The sequence below is a fragment of the Streptomyces tailanensis genome (genome assembly GCF_008386495.1).
GTDB classification, from domain to species: domain Bacteria; phylum Actinomycetota; class Actinomycetes; order Streptomycetales; family Streptomycetaceae; genus Streptomyces; species Streptomyces tailanensis.
On sequence record NZ_VTHJ01000051.1, the window covers coordinates 91,832 to 114,565 of the forward strand.

Annotated in this window: 24 protein-coding genes; 15 read left to right on the forward strand and 9 right to left on the reverse strand. The window is 68.2% G+C overall.

The window, feature by feature from the left end:
• Window positions 1-5: 5 nt before the first annotated feature.
• The 4 genes from F3T56_RS33205 (at window position 6) to F3T56_RS50245 (ending at window position 3,294) form a co-directional block, all read left to right on the forward strand.
• A complete protein-coding gene (locus tag F3T56_RS33205) occupies window positions 6-866 on the forward strand; it encodes an immunity 49 family protein (RefSeq protein ID WP_149829053.1) in 861 nt (286 codons plus the stop codon).
• Window positions 863-2,287: a DUF6177 family protein gene (locus F3T56_RS33210; protein WP_149829054.1), complete on the forward strand. Its 1,425-nt coding sequence runs from the start codon at window positions 863-865 to the stop codon at window positions 2,285-2,287. Before F3T56_RS33205 ends, F3T56_RS33210 begins: the two co-directional genes overlap by 4 nt.
• Window positions 2,288-2,290: 3 nt before the next feature.
• Window positions 2,291-2,524, forward strand: coding sequence for an asparaginase domain-containing protein (locus F3T56_RS33215; RefSeq protein WP_281291933.1), 234 nt, complete (start codon window positions 2,291-2,293; stop codon window positions 2,522-2,524).
• Window positions 2,525-2,727: 203 nt separating this feature from the next.
• Window positions 2,728-3,294: an ATP-binding protein gene (locus F3T56_RS50245; RefSeq protein WP_149829056.1), complete on the forward strand. Its 567-nt coding sequence runs from the start codon at window positions 2,728-2,730 to the stop codon at window positions 3,292-3,294.
• 142 nt (window positions 3,295-3,436) lie between these two features.
• Here F3T56_RS50245 and F3T56_RS33225 read toward each other — a convergent pair whose 3' ends face one another.
• The 9 genes from F3T56_RS33225 to F3T56_RS33260 form a co-directional block, all read right to left on the reverse strand.
• Window positions 3,437-4,834 (reverse strand): serine hydrolase domain-containing protein, encoded by a 1,398-nt coding sequence (locus tag F3T56_RS33225; protein WP_149829057.1) that lies wholly within the window; start codon window positions 4,832-4,834, stop codon window positions 3,437-3,439.
• The gene (locus F3T56_RS33230; RefSeq protein ID WP_172639257.1) at window positions 4,795-5,715 is read right to left on the reverse strand and encodes an aKG-HExxH-type peptide beta-hydroxylase; all 921 of its coding nucleotides are present in this window, start codon (window positions 5,713-5,715) and stop codon (window positions 4,795-4,797) included. Before F3T56_RS33230 ends, F3T56_RS33225 begins: the two co-directional genes overlap by 40 nt.
• Before the next feature lie 104 nt (window positions 5,716-5,819).
• The gene (locus tag F3T56_RS46520) at window positions 5,820-5,969 is read right to left on the reverse strand and encodes a hypothetical protein (RefSeq protein WP_172639258.1); all 150 of its coding nucleotides are present in this window, start codon (window positions 5,967-5,969) and stop codon (window positions 5,820-5,822) included.
• A 112-nt stretch (window positions 5,970-6,081) separates the two neighbouring features.
• Window positions 6,082-6,978 (reverse strand): protein kinase domain-containing protein, encoded by an 897-nt coding sequence (locus F3T56_RS33235; RefSeq protein WP_149829059.1) that lies wholly within the window; start codon window positions 6,976-6,978, stop codon window positions 6,082-6,084.
• 11 nt (window positions 6,979-6,989) lie between these two features.
• A complete protein-coding gene (locus F3T56_RS33240) occupies window positions 6,990-7,634 on the reverse strand; it encodes a nucleoside/nucleotide kinase family protein (RefSeq protein WP_149829060.1) in 645 nt (214 codons plus the stop codon).
• The gene (locus F3T56_RS33245) at window positions 7,631-8,359 is read right to left on the reverse strand and encodes a hypothetical protein (protein ID WP_149829061.1); all 729 of its coding nucleotides are present in this window, start codon (window positions 8,357-8,359) and stop codon (window positions 7,631-7,633) included. The genes F3T56_RS33240 and F3T56_RS33245 overlap by 4 nt, the downstream gene beginning before the upstream one ends.
• Window positions 8,356-8,997, reverse strand: a complete 642-nt coding sequence (locus F3T56_RS33250) for a hypothetical protein (RefSeq protein WP_149829062.1) — start codon at window positions 8,995-8,997, stop codon at window positions 8,356-8,358. Before F3T56_RS33250 ends, F3T56_RS33245 begins: the two co-directional genes overlap by 4 nt.
• Window positions 8,994-10,883: a radical SAM/SPASM domain-containing protein gene (locus F3T56_RS33255; protein WP_149829063.1), complete on the reverse strand. Its 1,890-nt coding sequence runs from the start codon at window positions 10,881-10,883 to the stop codon at window positions 8,994-8,996. The genes F3T56_RS33250 and F3T56_RS33255 overlap by 4 nt, the downstream gene beginning before the upstream one ends.
• A 34-nt stretch (window positions 10,884-10,917) precedes the next feature.
• The gene (locus F3T56_RS33260; protein WP_141583828.1) at window positions 10,918-11,352 is read right to left on the reverse strand and encodes an NUDIX hydrolase; all 435 of its coding nucleotides are present in this window, start codon (window positions 11,350-11,352) and stop codon (window positions 10,918-10,920) included.
• Between the two features lie 724 nt (window positions 11,353-12,076).
• On the opposite strand from F3T56_RS33260, the gene F3T56_RS33265 reads away from it, so the two are divergent.
• From F3T56_RS33265 to F3T56_RS33315, 11 genes are all read left to right on the forward strand, one after another.
• Window positions 12,077-13,315 carry a helix-turn-helix domain-containing protein gene (locus tag F3T56_RS33265; RefSeq protein ID WP_149829064.1) on the forward strand — a complete coding sequence of 413 codons (1,239 nt, stop codon included), beginning with the start codon at window positions 12,077-12,079 and terminating at the stop codon, window positions 13,313-13,315.
• 109 nt (window positions 13,316-13,424) lie between these two features.
• Window positions 13,425-13,865, forward strand: a complete 441-nt coding sequence (locus tag F3T56_RS33270) for a hypothetical protein (protein WP_149829065.1) — start codon at window positions 13,425-13,427, stop codon at window positions 13,863-13,865.
• Window positions 13,865-14,059: a hypothetical protein gene (locus F3T56_RS33275; RefSeq protein ID WP_149829066.1), complete on the forward strand. Its 195-nt coding sequence runs from the start codon at window positions 13,865-13,867 to the stop codon at window positions 14,057-14,059. The genes F3T56_RS33270 and F3T56_RS33275 overlap by 1 nt, the downstream gene beginning before the upstream one ends.
• Before the next feature lie 214 nt (window positions 14,060-14,273).
• Window positions 14,274-15,278, forward strand: coding sequence for a hypothetical protein (locus F3T56_RS33280; protein ID WP_149829067.1), 1,005 nt, complete (start codon window positions 14,274-14,276; stop codon window positions 15,276-15,278).
• A gap of 100 nt (window positions 15,279-15,378) precedes the next feature.
• Window positions 15,379-16,881 (forward strand): amino acid permease, encoded by a 1,503-nt coding sequence (locus tag F3T56_RS33285; protein ID WP_149829068.1) that lies wholly within the window; start codon window positions 15,379-15,381, stop codon window positions 16,879-16,881.
• On the forward strand, window positions 16,881-18,305 hold the full coding sequence (locus F3T56_RS33290) for a glutamine synthetase family protein (RefSeq protein ID WP_149829069.1): 1,425 nt from the start codon (window positions 16,881-16,883) through the stop codon (window positions 18,303-18,305). The genes F3T56_RS33285 and F3T56_RS33290 overlap by 1 nt, the downstream gene beginning before the upstream one ends.
• A 44-nt stretch (window positions 18,306-18,349) precedes the next feature.
• Window positions 18,350-18,967, forward strand: a complete 618-nt coding sequence (locus F3T56_RS33295; RefSeq protein WP_172639259.1) for a helix-turn-helix domain-containing protein — start codon at window positions 18,350-18,352, stop codon at window positions 18,965-18,967.
• Entirely contained in the window at window positions 18,964-19,857 is an 894-nt protein-coding gene (locus tag F3T56_RS33300) for an aminoglycoside phosphotransferase family protein (RefSeq protein ID WP_149829071.1), read from the forward strand. The genes F3T56_RS33295 and F3T56_RS33300 overlap by 4 nt, the downstream gene beginning before the upstream one ends.
• Window positions 19,854-20,663: a class I SAM-dependent methyltransferase gene (locus F3T56_RS33305; RefSeq protein WP_149829072.1), complete on the forward strand. Its 810-nt coding sequence runs from the start codon at window positions 19,854-19,856 to the stop codon at window positions 20,661-20,663. Before F3T56_RS33300 ends, F3T56_RS33305 begins: the two co-directional genes overlap by 4 nt.
• Complete coding sequence (locus F3T56_RS33310) at window positions 20,660-21,706, forward strand: phosphotransferase enzyme family protein (RefSeq protein WP_246204130.1); 1,047 nt, start codon at window positions 20,660-20,662, stop codon at window positions 21,704-21,706. Before F3T56_RS33305 ends, F3T56_RS33310 begins: the two co-directional genes overlap by 4 nt.
• Before the next feature lie 82 nt (window positions 21,707-21,788).
• Window positions 21,789-22,703: an NUDIX domain-containing protein gene (locus tag F3T56_RS33315; RefSeq protein ID WP_246204132.1), complete on the forward strand. Its 915-nt coding sequence runs from the start codon at window positions 21,789-21,791 to the stop codon at window positions 22,701-22,703.
• Window positions 22,704-22,734: the final 31 nt, after the last annotated feature.

Sequence of the window (22,734 nt, forward strand, 5' to 3'; positions counted from 1 at the left end):
ACTACGTGACGGCGCGTGTAGCGCGACACGCCCGGCCGGGGGCACTGGACAAGGCTGCCCTGAAGGACCTGGCGGAGGACCTGGAAGGCAGTGTCGACGACCTCGGCCAGTCGCCCTCCGGGTTCGGTCTGGCCATGGATGAGACGCTGACCTTGTTTCAGGCCCGTGCTGTGCTCGATCCGGATGCGGCGGAGTTGGAGACGTGGGAAGCTGCCGTTTCCGCAATGCAGGTCGGAACAGCTGCTTTCATGGCGGCACAGGCAACGGATGGTGTCGTTGAGCGCCGGATCATGGATGAAGTTCGCACCATTGCAGCGACAGGGCCGCAGTTCTATGCGAATGCGGGTAACTGGCTGACGACTCTTTGGTTTGTCGTCATCTGCCGGGACCAGGAGCGCATGGATGCCATGTGTCAAGTCCCTGTCGGGTTGCTCAGGGCGTCTGGAGCACATGGCGACGAGTACGTCTATCACTGGGTTGACGCGCTTCAAACGTACTGGCTTGAACGTCCCGGACTGGTCGAGAAAATGCAGGCGGCGATCACTGCCTCCTACCCCGAGATTGCCACCATCGCGCCGCGCGATCTTCTTCAGAACGTCCTGTATCAACCCATCAATCTCTTCTCCCACTTCCTGCGTAAGGATCACGAAGGTTTCAACGCCGCGCTGGTCGAGGCATTGGAACTCCATAAGACGTACTGGACCGCCACCGCGGAACGGGTCGCCGACCTCAACGGGGTCATTGCTCTCGGTCCGCTTGCCATCGCCTGTCTCGCCTACGACGCCGGATTCCCGATCGAAGTCGAGTCCGAGTACCTCCCCAAGGAGCTCCTGGAGCGCTCTTGGGTCGGCGAGTTCGAAACATGACCAAAGACGTCATCGCTCTCACCCCCAAGTTGCCGGACACCCGCACCCTGCTCGCCGGCCTCTTCGCAGGCGGCCCCGACCTGGGGCTGACCTCCACCCGTGACGGCGGCGTCCTCCAACTGTGCACCCGCGTCGGCCGTCCCCTGGTCTCCGTCGAGGCACCGCTCCTGATCCACATACCCGGCGAAGCGGAACGCCTCCTCGGCGGTGATGTGTCCGCACCCTCGCCGCCCTACTGGTGGACAGAGGCCCGCGCCTCGACCGCCGTACCCGAGGCAGAACCCCTCGCGGGCTCGGTGTGCGGGCGCCTGACCACGCTGCTCGGCGGGACGGTGTGGCCGCGCGCCGCGGGTACGACAGGCGTGGTGACTATCCCTCAGGAGCAGCCGGCCGGTGACGCACAGGACGTCGTCGCTCCGTCTGCTCCCGACGTTCCCTCGGTCGATGTCCTGACCGAGTCCACCGCCATCGTCATCTCCGACCGTCCCATCCTTGCTTTCACCACCTGGCTCTCCGACGTCCTGCGCACCACGAGCGCCACCAACCGCGCCCTGCACCTGGTCACCCCACCCCAGACCCGTCTCACGCTCCCCCTGCGCATGGCGCTGCGGGGTGCCCCCAATCGGTGGGTGGTCCAGGCTCCGGCCGGCGGTTACTACGACGGCCTGTCCGGGGTCCCCCTCGCTTGGCAGCAGGGAACATTCACCCCGACCAGCACCACGGTCGCCGACGCTTTCACCCGGCAGACCGAGCCCACTCCGGAACGCCAGCTGACCGTCACGTTCCGCACGAGCCACGCCCCCACCGCCGACCTGGTCCTCGGCCGCGGTCTGGAGACCGCCTGGCGCCACCTGACGGGCGCGGCGCCGGTGGGCTGGAGCACGTCGGAGCCGGTCAACCTGCCCTGGTCGCCGCGCCAGCTGACGGACCTGGCCCGAGACCGCTCACCAGCACCGACCCACCTGATCGCGATCGGCGCTCCGGACCATCCGTCCATCGCCACACTCCGAATAGCACGTACGAAGGCCGGCGTCGCCCAGGACATCACGCTCACACTCGGCTACACGTCCGCTGCGGAAGTCCCCCTGGACGCCGTCGAATCCCTCGCCGCCGCGCTGGTCGACGAGCATGGCCTGATGACGATGCTCACCACGCTCCGAGCAGCTCGCGCAGACCTGACCCTGACCCCGCGACTGGAGGCCCCGCCCATACCGGTGTCCTTCACCCTCGGCACCCGAGACGTCAACGCCATCGGCCTCACCCACGCCCGACGACCACCCGTCGCCCTGCGCCCGCGACAACTCGGCACGCCCGCGCACCCTGCCCTGCACTACATCCTGGGTGACGGAACCGACGCCGACGCATGGACCGCGCTCCAACACCTCACCACCCACCTCAAGGCCGCTCCTGGAGCGGGGTGAATCATCCTCGGCCTCCACCATGGTCACGACCAGCCGGTCGTCTTCACCGGTGCCATGCGCGACTCCACCATGGCGGGCCCTGACGGCCCTGCCAACCTGTACGCGGCCGTCATTACCGCAGCGGACTCGCAGCTGCGCGGAGCCGGGACACTGGGCGTCCTGAACCACGAGATCCAAGCGGCATGCCATGCCCGTAAGGCACACACCACCAGTCCCGCCGCCAGCGGGGAGGTCTGATGTGAGGTGCGGAGGGGTACGGTCTACTCGGCGTGTGCCTCCCGGTGTATCCGCGCCTCAACGGAAGCAGACCCGTACCACAACCCGCCGCAGTGGCAATGCGTCTTGCCGGGTGTGCCTACGGACAGACTGTCCTCACACAGACCTTGTCGGGTGGAAGGCTTCCTTTTCACTGAGGCCACTACCAAGGTGAGGTTGTCGTCATGGCGCGTCACAGTTCCGAACGTCCGACGTGCGGATTCACGGTTGCGCCTGTCGTCGACGCTGTCCCGGCCGCACGCCGCCAAGTTGTCTCGCTGGCCCAGGATCTGGGCCTTCCGATATCGGAGCAGACACTGGAGACCGTCGAGTTGCTGGCCAGCGAGGTGATCGCCAACGCTGTCCTGTACACGGATGCTCCGTGCGACGTCTCTGTGACACGGGCCGGTGAATGTCTTCGTGTCGAAGTCACGGACACAGACGCATCGTTGCCGAGCACTGTTGAGGCCGGACCGAACGACGAGAGCGGTCGGGGCCTCCTGCTCGTGAACGCCTTGGCGGATGCCTGGGGGACGCAACCGGAACCGACGGGCAAGACGACGTGGTTCGAGATTGCGTCGGAGCCGTCGACCGACGGCAGGGGCAGCGACTCCGCGGGTGCGCCGCCCTCCCCTCCCGCTTGTGGGCCCGTTGTGCGGCGTACCGAGGGCCAGGCCCGCATGGCGTCGTCCACCGACTCGCGGTCGTCCTTCGGTCCGCCGACCGTGGGGAAGCAGCAGCAAGCCGCTTGAGGCCGTGCGCCGAAGTGGTCGACCCCCGCGGCCCGCTCGGACAACGCCACAGACTGGGCGCGCCTCGCCGCCACCGAGCGGCTTTCGTGCGGTGAGGCGAGCCGTCTTCCCACCGTTGACGTGCCTTCCCTGGATGAGGGAGTCAGTCCGGGCACCTGTGGTAGTGCAGCCCCGGGGCGCGATCGAGGTCGAGGACGAAACCGTCGAAACGTGCCTCGGTGCGGCCCGTCGGCTTCGTTGGCAGCGTCAGCGTGTAGCCGTCCGCCGTGTACGTCGTGGGGCCGGTGGCTGTGAGAAGGTCTCGGGTGCCACGCCGCCACAGGTAGAGGGAGTCCCCACTGTGGGTGAGCCGTACCGTGCCTGGTACCTCCCCGCAGGCGTAGGTACCGATCGGCGCATGTGGCATCTCCCCGTCGCTGCCGCGGTCGTCCGCCGCCGTGGCCCTCGGCGAGGGCTGGTTACGAACGGCACGGGACAGGAGCTGACCCGCGTTGGTGCCAGAGTCGCGGGCGAGGTCGGCCATGACCGATGCGGCGACGTGGTCGGCGGCGATGTCGGAGTGGTTGGACAGGCAGACGATCCGGAGCCCGGTGCTGGTGAGACGGGTGGCAGCGGAGAAGCCCTGCTCGTGGCCGTAGTGGAAGACGGCGGTGCGGCCCGGGCGTGCGTCGGCGTACAAGCCGGCGCCGTACGTGAACGGGGCGTGGTCGCTGGGCCGGTAACTGAGGTGTTGCTCCAACGGGAGCGGGCAGCCAGGCGTCGTTTGCCATTCGTGCCAGAGGTGGCCGAGCCAGCGGTCCAGGTCATCGACGGTGCACCACAGCGAGCCTGGGCCGGGCAGGGTAACGGGGCGCTGAAGGTGGGACCAGCCGGTGGCGGTGGGCTGGTAGCTGGACGCCGCGCCGGCGATGACCTCGCGCGGATCGCTCTTGAAGCGGGCGGAGGACATGCCGAGCGGGGTGAAGACCTGTTGCTCGGCGATCTCCTGTAGCGGGGCGTCGTGGACATGCCTCAGGATTTCCACCAGGAGGAGATAACCGGTGTTGCTGTAGAGGAACCGGCCCGGTTCCACGGCTCGGTCGTTCTGGCGGTAGGCCAGTTGCAGCAGGTCGTCGGCGGTGTAGTGGTCGAGGTCACGGAAGCCGGCGAGGGAGAGCAGAGACTCGGCGTCGCGGATGCCGCCGTGGTGCTGGATGAGTTCGGCGACGGTCACGCCGGGGACCCGAAAGCGGGGCAGGACGCTGTTCACGGCGCGGTCGAGCTGGAGGAGCCCGTCACGAGCGGCGCGCACACACAGGTACGCGGTGATCTGCTTGGCGACGGAGCCGACGTTGAAGGCGGTGTTCTCCACGATGGGCGCGCCTAGTTCGAGACTGGCTGCTCCGTCGTGTGCCTGTACCGCCGGTTCGTCGCCCGGGTGAATGCGCAGGATGAGACCAGGCTTTGTTGTTCCGTCCGCAGGCCTGCTAGCCGCGGACACTCTCAGGTGGGCGGAGTTGTTCACAGGCTGAGGGCCTCTTGGTGGACGGCGCGCAGACATTGCCGCAGGCCGGGGTCGGAGACGAGGGAGAGCGCGTCGGCGTGGTCGTCGGCGGTCGTGGAAAGGAGTCCGCGTTGCTGGTCCAGGTAGGCGGCCAGGAAGCGGTGCAGGTCTCCGGTGGTCTCCTCCAGGACACGGGCGGTGTAGATCATGGTCAGGGGGAAGGCCCAGCAGGCGTGCAGGAAGCCGAAGGCGGGGCGCATCGTCTTCTTCCACGGGGAGTGGAAGCGCGTCTCGTCGCTGATCTTGCAGGCGGTCGCGGACAGGGCGTCGTTGAGCCAGTTGTGGCCCGCTTCGTGGATGAGATCGCGGGCGAGGACGACGGGGTCGCCGACGTGGTCGCAGAAGATGGTGCCGGGCAGACGGGTGATGGTCCAACTGTCGAGGGTGTCGCCGAGCCTCTTGCGGCGCAGCAGACAGATGACTGCGGCGTGGTCTGCCAGCAGGGAGGCGAATCCGCTCCGGGCGCCGGTGGCGCACGCGGTGGCGACCAGTTCTCGTAGGGCCGGCGGGGCGGCGGTGGTGTCGGGGCCCAGCACGTAGTAGGGGGTCTCCGAGATCCCCGAGCGGGGCAGGCGTTCCAGGTCGGGAGCGACGACGACGCGCGGGCCGACGAGGGTGTGTGTGGACAGCGCCGGGGTGCCCGCGTCCGGGTGTGTGCCGTACCAGTCGAAGACAGCGGCGTCGCGGGCTCGGGCGGCGGCTTCGGCACCTTCGAGGACGTGGTGGGCCAGGCAGTAGTCGACGGCGACCGCCGACGGCACCTCTGTCTCGGTCGGATGCTGAGTGGCGGACTGCATGAGGGTGCGGATCTGGCGGGCGCGGTCGCGGTGCAGGGTCCGGATCGGTGCGAACGAGAAGTCGATGGTGGGCGCGTCCACGAGGCGGGTCCTTCCGACGGGGTTGGGCCTGGGGCCGGACCAAGTGGTGGTCCGGCCCCAGGTGGTGCTCACCGGTGCTCTGCTGCCGGTGTGGTGCGTGGAGCTCAGGCCGCGCCGGAGCCCGTGGAGGCCTCGGTGGTCGGCCATCCCTCGGCGGAGACGCTGGAGGTGTGAGCGGTGGTGCGGACGGTCTCGTCCTCGCCGCGCAGGTCGTCCACGGCGGCCAGGAAGGAGCTGATCCGGTCGTTCTCCATGAGAGTGCTCGTCCTTTCCAGACGGAGATGTTGGGGCCGTGCATTGGGTGGCACCGTGTGGTGCGGCGGCGAACGGGCGGTGGGCACCGCGGTCTCCTTCCAGCGGAGTGGGTCAGTGACCGCGCTGGGCCAGCGCGATGGCTGGTGTGGCTGCCCGCCGGAGGGCGTCGCGCAGCTCGCTCATCGTCGGCCGGTCCTCCGGTGCTTGGGCGAGCGCTGCGGCGATCACCGATTGGAGGGTGGCAGGGGCGGTGTCGAGCTGGGAGTGGCCGTGCCGAGGGATGTCAGCACACACAAAGCGGTAGACCAGGACCCCGAGGCTGAAGACGTCGGCGGCGGGGGTGGCGTGGTCGTAGGAGGCCGAGTACTCCGGCGGCCAGTGGACCTCCGGGCTGCGCCTGGCCGGCCCGCGCGGAGTGTCGACGCGGCGGGAGGCTCCGAGGTCGGTGATCAGTCCTTGGCCGTCGTGTACGAGTACGTTCTCCTGGTAGACGTCGCGGTGCACGATCCCACGTTCGTGAAGGGTCCGCAGTCCTTCGGCGACGTCGGCCAGGATGCCCAGGCCTACGGCCACGTTCTCGCCGTGGCCAGCGGTGGCGGCTGCGAGTCTGGGCTGGAAGTTGCCGTCGGCGCAGTAGGGCATCGTGTACCAGTCGAACCGGTCGGTGCTGCCCTCCTCCAGCAGTGGCACGACGTGATCGGCGTTCGTGGCGGCCCGGGCGGCGTCGATCTCGTGGCGGAAGTCCTCCCGGGTCAGAGCACGTTCGGCCTCGGTCATTGCCGCGTACCAGTAGAACCCATAGGCAGCTCTGCGGTCGTCCTCGTCGAGTTCGGCCAGAACGTGATTGCCGCCGAAGCCGGCCTTGAGGACCACCGGAGCCGCACTGCCGTGGCTGACGAGCACCAAGGTGCTGGCTCGGGTGAACGAGATCAGGTCGTGCACGTCCCACTCGTCGGAACGGACCTGGTCGAGAACCCAGGAAGCGGGATGCAGCGGATGAAGTCGCATGGGGTGGCTCCTCACGTTCGGGTCTCTTGCGGGACGGCTGCACGCAGCCGGTCCATGCAGGCGGCGACCAGCAGGTCGAGGTCGGGCTCGGTGGCACACGAATGCCGCAGCACGGGCAGACCTGTCGCTTCGGACCACGAGGTGGCGGCCACCTCGTACAGCTCGGCGAGCCGGGCCGCAGTCGGCAGGTCCTCGCCGAACCGGCGCGGCGTGGACCGGCGGGACAGCCGGGTACGGCAGAGCTCGGGTGGGGTGTTCAGCAGCACGGTCAGCTCGGCCCGGGCCGCCCTCACATCGGCCAACTCCCGTACGAAGTCGGCGACAGGCCGATCGTGCAGGACAGCGAGTAGGCACGCCGTCGACAAGGTGAGTCTGTCGGCGATCAGCGGCCCGACGGACCTGGCCGGGACGAGATTGTGGCGGGCATGGAGCTCCAGATCGTGGCGGACGGCGGCCACCGCACGGTCGCTGTCCTGTGCCGGGTGACCGGCGCGCAGCCCGATGATGGTCCGGGTCGACTCCAGCGACAGCCATGAGAACTGGCCGATATGGCCGACCTTGATGCCCTCGGCCGCGGCCGAGGCCAGGAGCCGGTCACGCAACGTGCTCTTCCCCGCTCCGGCGATGCCTTCCAGGGCGAGTAACACGAGGCTCACTCCTCGGGCTTCTCAGCGATCAGCCAGCTGATGAACTTCGAGACCCGGCCGCGGGTCACCGGCTCGGTTCCGTGAGTGAGCTGGGAGCCGTAGAGCAGCGCGGCACCGGGCGCGGGGCTCACGTTCCACCGGGTGCGAGGCATCGCCGTGAACCAGTCGGCGGAGTGGTCGGCTCCGTCGTGGGCCAGCCACATGCCATCCGCGTAGCCGTCTCTCCCACCCTCCAGGCGGGTGCTCCACAGAAGGTCGCTGGAGCAACTCTCGACGTAGAACGCTCCGCCGGCCTCCGCCTCGCTGATCACGACGCTGATTCCGGCGATCTGCCGCGGCCAGGCAAGTGGGTCGGGGGCGATGCCGTCGAGGTGGCCGGTGATGTGCTGGCCGGGTCCGTATTCGACGTATGTCCAGGGGCGGCAGGTGGTGATCGACGGCATGACACGCGACAGCGCCGGGCGGGCGCGGTCGAAGGCGTGCTGCAGCAGCTTCTCGGCCTCGCCGGGTATCTGGCGGACCTCCACCCGACCGGCCGGTTCGTACACGGCCATCGCCTGCTCGGGGGAGTGGCCGGGGATTTCGTGGATGGAGGTGATCCGCCCCGAGCCGAACTGGGCAGGTCCTTGCTCTGCGAGGAAGCCGCTCATCACCGTGGCGAGGCGCGCTCGCTCGTCGGCGTCGAGGAACCCCTCGACGCTGCCGACCGTGACGGTCTCGGCTATGTGGATCACGTGCTGGTCCTCCTCGTGTCGAGCACACGGCGGACGTCGTCCAGGCCGGTGCAGTGGTTGAGCCAACTGACCACGGGCTGGTGGGTGGTCACGGTCGGGTCGGCCCATAGGGCCAGGAGCTCGCCGGTCAGCGGCAGCTGCTCCGGGCCAGGCAACGCCTCCCGCATGGCCAGGACCTCGGCGAACCCATCCAGCGCGGGGCACGGGGCGTCGTGCTGAGCGGCGAAGACCCGCCCGAGTCTGACGGCCGCCGCGTCCCCACAGACGCGTGGGAGCGTTTCCGTGGCGTCTGTTTGCCGGTATCCACGCCACTCGCTCTGAGCCCATCCGGCTGCCACGGCCGCGGACGCCGAGGCGATGTAGCAGGTGGCGCAGCATGTTCCGGTAGCGCCGGGACAAAGCCGGTGGTGATCCGGGAGCGTGGCGGCGACGTCACCGAGGGCGGCCCAGGCCGAGTCGGGCATCAGCTCGTCGACGGTGCGGCGGAGCCTGAGCGCCGCGACGCCGTGGTTGCAGCACGCCGGACCTGGCTCCGGCGGCGGACCCGGCCGGAGTACGGGCTCGATGAACAGGGCGTGGAAGTACACGATCCGCCCCAGTAACTGGTGAACGGTCTGCGTGTCCGCAGCGCTGATCACGCCAACACCCCCTCGACCGCGCCTGCGGCGGCCTGCGGTACCGGGCAGGAGCATCCGCCTTGTGCCGTGGGCCGCTCGCCGCGCAACGCCTCCGCGACGACCGCGGTGGCCGCGTCCACGGTGTCGAAGTACGCCGACCAGTCGTGGCCGGGAGCCGGCAGCAGCGCCAGGTCCAACACGGGGGTTGTCCGGCCCGTGGACTCGCACGTCAGTTCGGCGCGCCCGATGGTCACGCGCACCGTCGGCGGTAGAACAGTGGCAACCACGGTGACCGCCCGGCACAAAGCGGCGGCGGTCGCGGCGTACTCGGCCGGGGTACGTGGGAGAACGCCGACCCGGCGCTCGGCGGGCCGCAGTTCCAGGCCGGTGTACGAGTGTCCCTCGCAGCTGTCGTACGTGACCAGCTGCCAGTCCCGGGTGACGGCATCGACCAGGGGCCGCACCCCCGGTTCGATCGCCTCGTGCCACTGGGGATGGCCCGGGTCCAGATCGTCCGCCTCGTGGACGCCGGGCAGGCCGACGGTGTTGATGTTGCCGTGCGCGCTGGTGTGGATACGTACTGAGGGCCTGAACGAGTCGGCCTGGTTCCATCGGGCGAGGAAGGCGCTGATGTCGCGCATGCTGTTCGGCGTACGGGGGCGCCAGCGCGCTGTGCGGCACCAGACACCTGTCGGGTGCGCGGGTTGGGCGAGTAGCGCTGCGATGCCGTCGATCATTCGCATCCGGTAGTCGCAGTAGGCTTCCTGATCCCCGGCCAGGTCGTAGCGCCACCGTGTGGCGACGCATCCGCCGCCGCACGTCGACCGGTAGTCGCAGGTGACGCACTTCTCCATCAGGGCCTTGCCCTGGTTCAGCAGGTTCGAGCGCTGCTGGTACCTGACGACGTCGGATTCGACCGAGTTCTCGTCGAGAGAGGTGAGTCGGGCCTGCGGCCACGGAAGTTCGTCGCAACTGCCGAGCCGACCGTCGGGATACAGAGTGAAGACGTGGTCGCACTTCATGTCGGAGAAGTGGCAGAAGCCGGAGCCCAGCCCGCGCAGCCGCCGGATGGTCGAGACTGCCGGTTCCAGCTTCACACGGCCGAAGTGACCGGCGCTGATCCAGTGGGCTGTCGCGGCAAGTACGAACTCCGCGTACTCGTGCGGCTTGATGGCCCAGCCGGGACCGTCTGCGTCGCCCACGGCGGCCTGCTGGAGAAGACGGCTCGTCGGTAGGCGGCGGCCCTTGACAGCGGTCGGTCGTCGCACCGCTGTGTCGAAGCAGGGAACGAAGCTGATCGCGTTCACCGCCTCGAAGCTGACCAGGTGGTCGAGGACGGCCTCGGCGCGACCGATTACGGCGGGCGTGACCGCCGCGATCACGCCCACCTTCCGCCCCCGACTTCCCAGCAGTCGCAGGGCGTCGGCGACGCGCGGGTAGACGGGCTTGCCGTCGTAGCCGACTCGCCAGGCGTTGCCCCGGGCGTCGCCGTCCAGGGAGATGCCGATCTGCAAGCGGGGGTACAGCGCGTCAAAGAGGTCCAGCCATTGCTCGTCCAGCAGCACGCCGTTGGTCTGCATTGAGACGCGGACGATGTTGGGCAGTGCGGCGAGTTCCCGCAGGATGTCGGCGAGGTGGTCGCGGCCGGCGGTCAGCGGTTCCCCGCCGTGCAGTTCGACTGCGAGGGGGCGCCCCCGGAAGAGCTTGGCAAGCCGGTGCACCTGATCGGCGTCGATCCGGGCTCCTCCAGGGGCTTCCTTGCGTTTCTCGTAGCAGTACAGACAGTCGATGTCGCAGGTGTCACCGCGTAACTTCAGGATCACCGATACGGCGCTGGCGGTGTCCTCACTGTCGAGTCCGCGGTACAGCTGGGCGATCGGGTCGTGCTGTTCGGTGGTGTGGCGCATCGGCTGCCTCCTGGGTGGCCGAGACCGGAAGGGATCAGTCGGACAGGCGTCCCAGCAGGGCCCCCTGGCCCGACTGGAGGATGTGGGCGGCCTCGAGCGGGACCCAGAAGCACTCGAAGTGCGTGGGCTCCTGTTCGCCGTCGTGGTCCTCCTGGCTGGCCCACCGCTCCGGTGTCGGCTCGGTGAGCTCCAGGTGGAAGACGTGGCGGCGCTGGATCTCGAACCGGTACGGACTGATGTCGTACTCGGTCTCGCCGAGCTTCCGTACGATCTTGAAGTCCTTCAGGCCGGTCTCCTCGCGGGCCTCGCGCAGGGCCGCCGCTTCCGGCGTCTCGCCCTCACGAATGCTGCCGGCCGGAACCTGGATGCCGACTTCCTCGTAGCTGTAGTCCGTGTGACGGAACACCAACAGCTTGCCGTCGCGTACGACGTAGCAGAGAACCTTGTCCTTGGTGACCTTCTCAGGCATGGGAACACCCTCTTCAACTCGTTGGAACCGGGCGTGATCACGCAACGCCCGAGGTCATGGCACACGGGCGTGTGACCGCCGGGCGGCGGTCACTCGGTACCTCGTGCGCGGACCCTGAGTCTAGATCTTGTGACTGGACGTCACGGCGCTCCCGAACCAGTCGAACTCGCGTGCTCTGTACGGGAGTTGGGGCGCGAACCTGACCGCTCGGGGCGGTGGCTATGAGGAGAGCCTTCCAGCTCCGTACTGGCGCTGCGCGGACAGGTTGTCCGCAGGAATTTTTGGTGAACTCTGCTTATTCAAAACTGAGTTGTGGTATTGGCTCGGCGCATACTGCTGCTGGTTCGTCGTTCAGGAAGGGGTGTATCCGTGGGTGTGGCCTTGGGGGGCGCAGGGGCATGGGAGAGTGTCGAGCAGCCCGCCTGGTGGCCCGCGATGTCATCACGAGTGAGAAGCGGCGCGGACAGTTTGTCCATAGGTTCTTCTTTGTGAGCTCTTGACGGCAGAGCCTCAATGAGGTCCAGATTCTGGCCGGATTATCGTGCATTGCCCGCATTCGCTCCGACCCAAGAGGCTTTGCCGAGGTCCTGGATGTCGTACCAGCAGGCTTCGCCCGCTGATCGCGGCGCTTCCGGCTCTGTTAACACTTGGCGACTGCGGTCGCGGTCCAAGGCCTTTTCCGTACCCTGATCCGAGTGCTCCATCGCGAAGGGATGATCCACCGATGAGTGAAAACCTGACGCTGGGAGACCGTCTCCGTATAGCTCGCAGGACACGGAAGCTGTCTGCCGCCCAACTGGCACAGAAGGTGGCGGTCTCCCCGAGTTACGTGCAGAAGCTGGAGTCGGGCGCGCGCAAGGCCTCACCCTCGCTGGTCCTGGCGCTCGCGAAGGCACTGCGCTTCGGTCCTGAGGTCCTGACCGGCCAGCCGTACTACGGTGAGCCCGAGGCCGAGGACGGTGTGCACGCTGTCATCCCCGAGCTGCGTCGCCTCCTGCTTTGCTATGACAGCCCCGACGACCTCGACATCGCTCCCCGTGCGCTTCCGGTACTCGCGTCGGAGGTCGACCAGGTGGCCGCCCTGCGCCGCGACGCCCGGTACGCGCCCATGGGCCCCCTGCTGCCGCCGATCATCACCGAGCTGACGCATGTGGCCCTCGGCGGCGGCAACGGTGACCGTAGTAAGGCGTTCTGGCACCTGGCGCGCGCCTACCGTGCCGTGAACTCCCTGGCCCACAAGATGGGTCACCATGACCTCTCGAACACGGCGCTGGAGCGCGTCCGCTGGGCGGCCAACCACTCCGGCGACCCCCTGATGCAGTTCACGGCCGGCTACCTCGTCGCAGGAGCGATGCTTCGCCAGGGCGCGTACTCGCCGGCCCGTCGAAAGCTCCTCGCGCTGCGGACCGAGCTGGAGCGGCTCCAGCCGGAACGCTCCTTCACGGAGGACGCGCTGGCGGTCGACGGTGCGCTGCTGCTGAAGCTGGCAGTCCTCGAAGCGCGTGAGAACAACTCCGACCGTGCCGACGCGTACCTGCGGGAGGCCGAGCAGGTCGCGCGTATGGCGGGAAACCGGGACTCCCTGGCGTACGAGATGTCGTTCGGGCCGACAAACATCCGCATCCATGAGGTGCACGCGATGATCGATATGGGCGATAGCGAGCAGGCTCTCGCCCGCCTCACCGAATGGTCGCCGGTCTCCGGTGGCGAGTGGGCGCCGCCCAGTACGACCGTCGGCGAGCGGTCGAGCCACCACTTCATCGACGTGGCCTCCGCGAAGCTCGCCTCGGGTGACCGGGACGGTGCCTTCGCGGATCTCAAGCGCGCTCGGAAGGTCGCGCCCAACCACACGCGGTTCCATCCGTCCGTTCGTGAGACCACCGCTGCGCTGCTCAGGATGGACGCGCACCCGTCCAACGAGCTTTCGGCCTTTGGTAGTTGGACGGGCGTTAGCACAACCTGAGGTTGTGTCAAGGGCTTTGGTGAGCGGAGCCCACGGACAGACTGTCCGCGCAGGACACCTTGCTGAATGGAATGGTCTCTTCACACACAGTGGTGAGGAGGCCATTTCCATGTCCGACGACAATCCCGCAGCTCGCGCGATCCCGCCGCGCTGGATGCCCATCGGCGAGGAGCCGGAGCTGTGCTCGGCAGGCGAGTGGTGGGATGCCGTACGCGCCGTGGAGGCCGTGGGCCGGCGCGCGATCGAGATCCTTGGCGAAGGTGACGAACCGGTCGGCCCGGTGATCCTGGACCACGAGGGTCCGGAGCCCCGGCTGTACTTCCTGGTTCCCGTGGGCACCGCTGCCCGCTGGGAGGAGCCGGGGACCGTTGCGCTGGGACAGAAGTGCCACGTCGTCGTGCCGTCCGCGGAGAGCACGACGCCTCCGGGGATGCACTGGCACGTCTTCCCCCAAGGACCGCGATCGCTGACGCGGCCCGATGCTCTGCGCCGCGCGCTGAGCCAGGCTCGCCGGGAGTGGCGAGGGCCTGCGGAGGAAGCGGCCTCCTGATGGCTCTGAGTATCTCCTTTGTGCTGTTGCTCGGCATCGTCGTGGTCGTTCTCATCCGCAGCAAATCCGTGAATTCCGGACCCGCGATCGTCTGCGTGCTCTTCGGGTTCTTGCTGTCGAGCACGTCCATGGCCCCGAGCATCAACCGGTTCATGACCGGTATCGCCAACATGATTGGCCAGATTCGCTTCTAGGGAGCCCGACTCCGCTTCCGACTTCCCTTTTCCCCGCTCGGCCGACGGTCCGCCCCATTCACTTCGCGGCCCCTTCCCCCCAACCTGCCTGAGGCCCCCCGATGACATTCACGTCCAGCTCTGAGCGCACGTCACCCCGCACAGTCCGCATGCACCGGACGAATGGAACCGATCCCGCTCGTCAGCGGCGCCTCGTCCGCGCCGAGGGGTTCTGATGGGTCCCGTCTATCACCCGGCCGGCCATGACGACGACCTGCGCGTGGCCCTCGTCGAACTGCAGGCGGGGCGTTGGAAGCCGGCGCGGGATCTGCTGCGGAAGACGAGCACACACTGGGCACTGCGAACATCACGCACCCAGTTGATGGCCGTGGCAGCCGCCAGATCGGACGTGGTCGATGTCTGGCTCGCCGAGGAGCCGGGCAGCTACGACGCGCAGCTGATGGGTGTTCGTGTCGCCGTCGAAAGGGCGCTGCGCGGTCACCGTCAACAACACCCTCGGACCTTGGAGTTCGAGGCGAGGGCGCGACGTGCGGTGCTGCTGGCAGCTCGTCGTGCGCCACATGATCCCGTGCCATGGGTGTGTCTCGTGGCGCTGGCACAGATCGACACGCGCCAGCTGCGTCAGGAACACCGAGTGAGGCCCGAGGAGCCCATGCTGCCCAGTGGTCCGTGGGGGTTGCTGTACGAGGTCAACCGGCGTGATCCGTACAACCGCGAGGCTTACCACCGCGTGCTGCAGTTCATGCTCGCCCTTGAGGGGCCGCGGGGCGCTTCCTTGGCCGCGGTCTTCGACTTCGCCCGATCCGTGGCCTCACAGCGGCCCGTCGGATCGCCGTTGCTGCTTCTGCCTGCGTACGCGCAGATCGAGCAGCGTCGGCAGTCGCGGGCCGATCCGCTGTGGCGGCGGCAGTGGGCGCAGGAGTCGACGCTCGACTACACACTGATCGCCTTTCACGACTGGTTCCGCAAGGCGCCCGCCGTGCAGCTCTCGGTTGCCGATCTGAACCTCCTGGCTTATGCGTTGTGGGCAGGCCACCAGTACCTGGAGGCCGCCGAGGTGTTCGAGGCGATGGGCCCGTATGCCGCCCGCGAGCCGTGGGCGTCGGTGCACGACGGGGCTGCAGGGCCTGACCCCGGCGAGGCGCTGCTCCTGCGAGCGTGTGCCGAGTCCCTCTCATACGCCCGTACCCGTAGGCCGCGCGCCGGGCCGCACCCCTGATCGGCATCCGCTCCCAACAAAGCCTATTGGCATGAACCTGTCCATATCCCTGAGTTTTGGAGGCTGACCCGTGTCTCGCTTAAGTCCAAACCACCGTGCCATGTCCCGGAAGTCCGACGACGCGTACCTGCGGGAGCTGGGCTACGAACCCGTGCTGGCCCGGCGCATGGGGCCATTCGGGAACTTCGCGATCTCCTTCAGCGTCATCAGCGTCCTGTCCGGCTGCATGACCCTGTATGGCTTCGGCCTGAACTCCGGCGGGCCGTCGGTGATGCTGTGGGGCTGGCTGGTCGTCGGCGCCATGGTGATGTTCATCGGCGCCGCACTCGCCGAGGTGACTTCCGCCTATCCGACCTCCGGGGCCTTGTACTACCAGGCAGAGCAGCTCGGTGGGCGGAAATGGGGCTGGTACACAGGCTGGCTCAATTTGTTGGGCCTGCTCGGCGCGATCGCCGGCATCGACTATGGGGCCGCGCTGTTCACGGGCGCCTTCCTCAACCTGCAGTGGGGCTTCGAGCCGACACCCGGCAAGATCATGGTGATCTTCCTGTGCATCCTCGCCCTGCACCTCACGCTGAACCTGTTCGGGGTCCGGCTGGTCAGCATCCTCAACAGCATCAGCGTCTGGTGGCACCTCGGCGGTGTCACGGTGATCGTCGGAGCACTGGCGATCGTGCCGTCCCACCACCAGTCCACCGACTTCGTGTTCGGCGAGTTCGTCAACAACACCGGCTGGTCCAGCCCCTTGTACGTGGCGGTGCTCGGTCTGCTGTTGGCCCAGTACACGTTCTGCGGCTACGACGCCTCCGCGCACCTGTCGGAGGAGACCACCGACGCCCAGGTGTCCGCATCCCGCGGGATCATCCACGCGATCGGGTGGTCGTGGTTGGCGGGGTTCGTGCTGCTGGCCGGGCTCACGTTCGCGATCCAGGACTACGCGGGCACCGTGGGCACGGCGACGGGAGTGCCGCCGGCGCAGATCTTCCTGGATGCCCTGGGTATGGCAGGAGCGAAGGCACTGCTCCTGGTGGTGATCATCGCGCAGTTGTGCTGTGGCAACGCCGAGACCGCCGCGGCCAGCCGGGCGGTGTTCGCCTTCTCACGCGACGGGGCGCTGCCGGGCTCGCACCTGTGGCGGCAGGTCGACCGCCGCACCGGTACCCCGCGCCTGGCCGTGCTGCTGGCAGTCGTGTGCGCCGCCGTGCTGGCCCTGCCGAGCCTGTACAGCCCGGTCGCGTACGCGGCGATCACCAGCATCAACGTGGTCGGCATCACCCCGGCCTACGCGATCCCGATCTACCTGCGCATCAAGAACCGCGATCGCTTCCGGCCCGGCCCTTGGAACCTCGGCAACTGGGGCGTGGCTGTCGGCACGATCGCCGTTGTCTGGGTGGCGTTCGTGACCGTGCTGTTCTGTCTGCCGCAGACGCGCCCCGCCGACGGCGGCCTGGTGTCCGTGGAGACCTTCAACTACGCGCCGATCGCTCTGCTCGTCGTCCTGGCCCTCGCCTGGGGCTGGTGGCACAAGCAGGGTGACTCTTACGAGGTCCCCGTTCAGAACTTCGACGGCTCGGCGGCTGCATACGAAAACGAGGTCGTGTGATGACGGGGACCGTCACAGACGGCCTGGGGGCGCACCGTGTTGCAGCGGCGCCGGCCGCAGGCAGCCGCTCGGAGAAAGGGTTCTCGCTGTCCGACCTGCGCAGTCTCGTCAAGACGGGCACGATCGACACGGTGCTGCTGGCCCTTCCCGATCTACAAGGAAGGCTGAAGGGCAAGCGGTACGACGCCGGTCACTTCCTCAAACGCGTCGCGCATCACGGCGCCGAGGTGTGTGCCTACATCCTGGCTACCGACGTCGACATGAGCCCGGCGGACGGCTTTGAACTGACCTCGTGGGAGACCGGCTATCAGGACCTGACGGTGCGGCCGGACCTGGCGACCCTGCGCATAGTGCCGTGGATGCCGCGCACCGTCGTCGTGCTCGGCCACGCCGTACACGAGTGCGGCACCCCCATCGGGATCGCGCCCCGCCAGATCCTGCACCATCAGCTGACTCGGTTGGCCCGGCACGGCCTGCACGCCCAGACAGGGATCGAGACCGAGTTCGTCCTCTACAAGGGCACCTACACGGACGCTGAGCAGGCCGGATCCCAGGCCCTGCAGCCCCTGTCGACGGAGAACTTGGACTACGCCCTCGACCACGATCCAGTCTCCGACCGGTTCTTCCGCCGCCTGCACCGCGCGCTCGCCGGGGCCGGCATGCCCGTCGAGGCGATCAAAACCGAGGCGGGCCCCGGCCAGGTCGAAGTGACCTTCCCCTACGGACCCGCACTGGCCGCCTGCGACCAGCACCTGCTGTTCAAGCACGCCGTACGAACCCTGGGCCAACGGGCCGGACTGACACCGACGTTCATGGCAGCCCCGGAGACCGGCCGGGCCAACGGCATGCATCTGCATGTGTCGCTGTGGTCGAAGAACCTCAGCCAACTCCACGCCCCCGAGGATGAGTTCGAACCTTCCCCGACCGGAAGGTACGCGATCGCCGGCCTGCTGGCCGGCCTGCCGGAGCTGGGCCCGTTCTACGCGCCGAACGTCAACTCCTACAAGCGGTTCACACCTGGCTCGTTCGCCCCGACCACCGTCAGCTGGGGACGGGACAACCGTACGTGCGCCGTCCGCGTCGTCGGCCGCGGTGAAGGACTCCATCTGGAGATCCGGGTACCGGGCGCCGACGCCAACCCGTACCTGGCCCTGGCCGCGGTCCTGGCGGCCATGGACCACGGCATCGAACACCGGCTGCCCCTCGAAGCCGAAGAGATGGGCAACGCCTACCGCGCAGGCGGCGCCCCTCTGCCCACCACCCTCACCGACGCCCTGTCGTCCTTCGAGAACAGTGCCTTCGCGCGCACGGCGTTCGGCGATGACGTCATAGAGCATCGCGCCCGGCTCGCCCGCCTGGAACTTGACCACGACCAGCGGACGGTCACCGATGCCGAGCGGCGGCGATGGCTGACCCGCGCCTGATCACGACAACTACTTCACCGAGAAAAGAAGGGACGTACAACCCCGTGAGTGCACGATCGGCACGCCCGTCGACGACGCTTCTCGATCTGGCGCCCGCCCAGGTGCGGATCGCCAAGAAGATCGCGGAGGGCAAGTCCACCGAAGCGATCGCCTCCGACTTGGCCATCACCCAAGGCACGATCCGTATACAGGTGAGGCACTGCGGTCAGAAGCTCGGTGTGAGCGGTCGGACCGCCGTCGTCCACGCCTGCTACGTGACGGGGAAACTCACGCGCCCCGAGAAAGCCTCCTCGCCCGGCGTATTCTCACCGGAGGAGATCGAGACCTGGCGGGCCGTCGCCGTAGGCGCAACCCCGCAGAGTTACGCCGATCGCGCCCGCATCAGCCGCGCCGAAGCCCTGCGGCGGATCAAAGCGCTGCGCGAGCGCGTCGGGGCGGACAATGACCCGCACCTCGTGACGCTCGGCTGGACATACGGCGTCCTCGACGAGTTTCTCGTCGAGATGGCCTCCGGCACGGTCCTACGTGCCGCGACCTCCGCAGGGCGCACTGTCAGTGGCCCCCGGCAGACTACCCACCCTTGCGTAAGCACTCAGAGCGCCCAACTCCTCACTACTTGTGAATGTGCTGGGCGTCTCGGCCAGAGGAAAGGCGCATCGTGACCGTTTTGCCCAGTGAACTCCACGAGCTCGTGGCATCGGTGACCGACACCTACACCGTGACTGCTGAACATCCCCGGCCCGGCGACATCAGACCCCCGGTATGGGAGATCCACGGACCCGGCGGCCAGCGGTGGTTCGCCAAGCGGCACGCGGGCCCCAGGCTGCACCGCCGCGAAGTCGATGCCTACCGCAACTGGACGGTCCATCTCGGGACCGACCGCGCTCCCGGACTCATCGCCTCGGACGCGGAGACGTACTCCGTCCTCGTCACTGCGGTCCCGGGGCACAGCCTGGAGGCGTCGCGGCTGCCGGTTGAGCAGGAGCGTGCGGTGTACCAGCAAGCCGGTGAACTCCTGGCCCGGCATCACGCCGCAGCAGCCGACGAACCGACGGCGGACGTGACCGAGGAAGAGTGGGAGGCAACGGTCACGAAGCTGCTGGGCCATGCCGCCCGGCATGCGCCGGAACAGGACATCACGCTGGTGCGCGCGCTCGTAAGGGAGTCTCCGCCACGTCTGCCGGCGGTCGCGACTCACGGCGACTACATGCCCAAGAACTGGATGTGGGACGAGACCGAGCAGCGGCTGCGGATCATCGATTTCGAACGGGCGGAACTCCAGCCCGCCGCCCGCCGGGACTTCAGCCGCCTGCGGTACCGCATCCTGTTCAGCCGCCCGGACCTGGGCGCGGCCTTTCACCACGGGTACGGCCGCCGGCTTACTACGGAGGAGCTGGCGGCGTGTCAGTCGTACGGGGCGCTGGACGCCCTCGACTCGCTGTGCTGGGGCATCGAACACCGCGACATCGGCCTCGTTGACGAGGCCCAGACCATGCTGGTGAACCTGCGCCGGGAACAGGGCGCTCGCCTCTGGGGCGGGTGGAGCGTGTGAACGCCCTCGTCACCACCGCCTCCTACTACCGGCGTTATCGCCCCGGCATCCCGGCCGGCCTCGCCGCCATGTTCGCCCTGGAAGCCGCAACGGGTTCTCCCCGGCGACTGCTCGACATCGGCACCGGCCCGGGGACGGTGGCCGACGCGCTGCTGCCGTACTTCGACGAGGTCATCGCGATCGACACCGACCCGCAGATGTGCGCCGCAGCGGAAGACGCGCTGCGCCCGACGGCCCTCGACCTTCAGCGGCTGCAGATCCGGCACGCGCGCGCGGAGGACTTCGTTCCTCCGGCCGAGTGGCATCCGCACCTGGTGACTTGCGGCCGTGTGTTCCACTGGCTTGACCAGCCCCGCTTCCTCGACTGTCTCCACGAGTACGCCGCCCCGGACGCGGCTCTGGTGGTGCTTAGCGACCGCGACCTGTGGACCACTGACGGCACGTGGCAGCAGACCGCACGCTCCGTCGTACAGAGGTTTCTCGGTGAACAGCGGCGCCCAGGTGACGGTGTCTTCGGCCCGTCCGGAACACCGTACGAGCAGGTGCTGAGTGCTTCCGCCTTCAGCGAGGTGACCACTGCGACCATCCCGGTTCACCGCGAGTGGAGCATTCCGGAGGTCATCGGCTACCTGTACTCGACGCCGTTCGCCGCCCCCCACCTGTTCGGTGACAACGGGGACGCCTTTGAGGAGCAACTCACCGCAGCCCTTTCCTCCTTCACGGATGGCGGGCTGCTTGCGGAGGAGAACGCGTTCACCGTCTTCACCGCGCGCCGTCCGGATTCCACGGGCCGGTGGCCGGGATGAACGAGGCCGATTGGGACGCGGCCGTGCTCGCCGACATACTGGACGATCAGTACGGGCTCTCCGTGGACGAGATCGAGCCGTTGCACCATGACACCGTTCCAGCCCACTGGCGGGTCCTGACCGATGACGGATTACGCCTGCTCGTCACGGAGTACTGGTCGTCCACGGAAGCGGAAGTGGCCCTCACGGCATGGGACATGTCGGAATACTGCCGGGCGGCACGGCTCCCCGTCCCTCGCGTGTGGCCGGACAAGGAGGGCGACCTCGTCACCCTCGCCGAAGGCAGTGCCTGGGCGCTGGCCGACGAGGCACCCGGACGCGTGACTGCCTTGCCGATGACGGTCGCCCTGGCCGAACACATCGGCACGGTCATGGGCCGCATGCACCGGGTACTGGCCGCCTACCCCCTGCCCAACCGCGTGCAGCCGACCCGCTGGCAAACGGGCACCGTTCAGGATGCGGTCGCCCAGTGCGACCGTGTGCTGGCCACCACCCTGTGGCGCAGACACCACCGTCCCGGACAACTACGCGACGATCTCGATCAGCGGCGCGAGGACCTGCACGCCCATGTCCACCGGCTGCGCCAAGAGCTCCCGGCCGCACTGGTGGAGCAGGCGCTGCACGCGGAACTCACCCGCACCAGCCTGATCGTCCTCGCCGACGCCGTCACCGGGATCACCAACTTCCGTGGCGCGACCGGGCTGCCGGCATGGGAACTGGGCCGGGCCGCATTCGATCCGCGCACGGTCGCCAACAGCCCGCAGTGGGATGCCTGCGCGCTGGCGATGGTGAGCGCGTACCTCGCGGAGGACCCCAGCCTTCCCCTGGCCGACGTGCGTGCCTGCGCCCGGATCGCGCTGCTCGACATGCTGTTCAGCTTCCACGGTGCCATCCCTGCCGAACCCGGCGTCCGTACGGAAGCGGAAGCCGACCTGAAGCAGACCTGGAGCGAGCAGCAGACCACCATACGGCGCCTACTGAACGGCCTTCCCGCCCTCGATGAGGCGCTCGCCGGACTTACCACGAATCGAGGACGCTCGTGATCTGCCTGGCACAGACACCGGTACCGGGATACACCCGGACCTCGACCCGTGGCCGAGCACCGAATCTTGTCTGGAGAATCCCGTGACTACACCGGCGGTACCCACGACCGTCATGGCGCTTCTCGTCCGCCCCGATGGCCGCTACCTGCTGCACCTGCGGGACGCCAACAAGCACATCCCCAACGCCGGGCAGTGGTCCGTGCCCGAAGGACGTCCCGAACACGGCGAAAGTCTCCACGACGCGATCGCCCGCGAGTTGCGCGAGAAGGCCGGCCTGCGCCTCCCCGGCCTCGCTCCGCTCGCCGTCATCGAGAACACCGACGCCGACGACCGGCCCACCAGCCGGGTCCAGGTGTACATCGGAACCTGGAGCGGCGACTCGGCACTCCTGCCTCTCACCGCGGGGACCACGCTGCGCTGGACCGACCCCGACCAGATCCCGTATCTGACCGTAGGCCCCAGGAGCACGGTCGCCATCCACCACCACGAGGACGGCTCGCACATCCGCCCCTGTGGCGACGGGCAGCTGCCGGTGCTCCGCGTCCGCAGCACCGGCACGAAGACGGTCCGGAACGTCATCGGCGCCCACCTGTACCTCGAGGACGACGGCAAGATCCTGCTCGGGCTGCGGCACCCCGACTCCGCGTACGCGCCGAACGAGCACCACTTCCTGGCCGGGCACTGTGAGCGAGAGTCCGCCATCGCCTGCCTGATCCGGGAGGCGAGGGAAGAGGCCGGTCTGGGGATCAAGGCTGAGGACGTCGAACTCGTCCACGTCGTCCACGTCTTGGACGATCCCGGCGCCGAGCCGAGGATGCAGTTCGTCTTCCGCGCCCGGCACTGGACTGGTGAACCACGGGTCCTGGAGCGGAACAAGTGCGTGAGCTGGGGCTGGTGGCAGCCTGACGCGCTGCCGGAGAGGACCGTCGCCTACACCCGGGCCGCGATCGACGGCATCCGAAAGGGAAGCCACTACACCGAACTCGGCTGGACCTGACCGTCCTTCTGCTTCCTCCGTCATTCCCTGG

What these genes read in the sequence shown, in the direction of transcription:
- F3T56_RS46520 (WP_172639258.1), bottom strand. Translation starts at nt 5,969, where the DNA reads ATGGAGAACGACCGGATCAGCTCCTTCCTGGCCGCCGTGGACGACCTG.
- F3T56_RS33225 (WP_149829057.1), bottom strand. Translation starts at nt 4,834, where the DNA reads ATGTCTGCGCGCCGTCCACCAAGAGGCCCTCAGCCTGTGAACAACTCC.
- F3T56_RS33235 (WP_149829059.1), bottom strand. Translation starts at nt 6,978, where the DNA reads ATGCGACTTCATCCGCTGCATCCCGCTTCCTGGGTTCTCGACCAGGTC.
- F3T56_RS33210 (WP_149829054.1), top strand. Translation starts at nt 863, where the DNA reads ATGACCAAAGACGTCATCGCTCTCACCCCCAAGTTGCCGGACACCCGC.
- F3T56_RS33310 (WP_246204130.1), top strand. Translation starts at nt 20,660, where the DNA reads ATGAACGAGGCCGATTGGGACGCGGCCGTGCTCGCCGACATACTGGAC.
- F3T56_RS50245 (WP_149829056.1), top strand. Translation starts at nt 2,728, where the DNA reads ATGGCGCGTCACAGTTCCGAACGTCCGACGTGCGGATTCACGGTTGCG.
- F3T56_RS33290 (WP_149829069.1), top strand. Translation starts at nt 16,881, where the DNA reads ATGACGGGGACCGTCACAGACGGCCTGGGGGCGCACCGTGTTGCAGCG.
- F3T56_RS33270 (WP_149829065.1), top strand. Translation starts at nt 13,425, where the DNA reads ATGTCCGACGACAATCCCGCAGCTCGCGCGATCCCGCCGCGCTGGATG.
- F3T56_RS33285 (WP_149829068.1), top strand. Translation starts at nt 15,379, where the DNA reads ATGTCCCGGAAGTCCGACGACGCGTACCTGCGGGAGCTGGGCTACGAA.
- F3T56_RS33265 (WP_149829064.1), top strand. Translation starts at nt 12,077, where the DNA reads ATGAGTGAAAACCTGACGCTGGGAGACCGTCTCCGTATAGCTCGCAGG.
- F3T56_RS33260 (WP_141583828.1), bottom strand. Translation starts at nt 11,352, where the DNA reads ATGCCTGAGAAGGTCACCAAGGACAAGGTTCTCTGCTACGTCGTACGC.
- F3T56_RS33275 (WP_149829066.1), top strand. Translation starts at nt 13,865, where the DNA reads ATGGCTCTGAGTATCTCCTTTGTGCTGTTGCTCGGCATCGTCGTGGTC.
- F3T56_RS33255 (WP_149829063.1), bottom strand. Translation starts at nt 10,883, where the DNA reads ATGCGCCACACCACCGAACAGCACGACCCGATCGCCCAGCTGTACCGC.
- F3T56_RS33280 (WP_149829067.1), top strand. Translation starts at nt 14,274, where the DNA reads ATGGGTCCCGTCTATCACCCGGCCGGCCATGACGACGACCTGCGCGTG.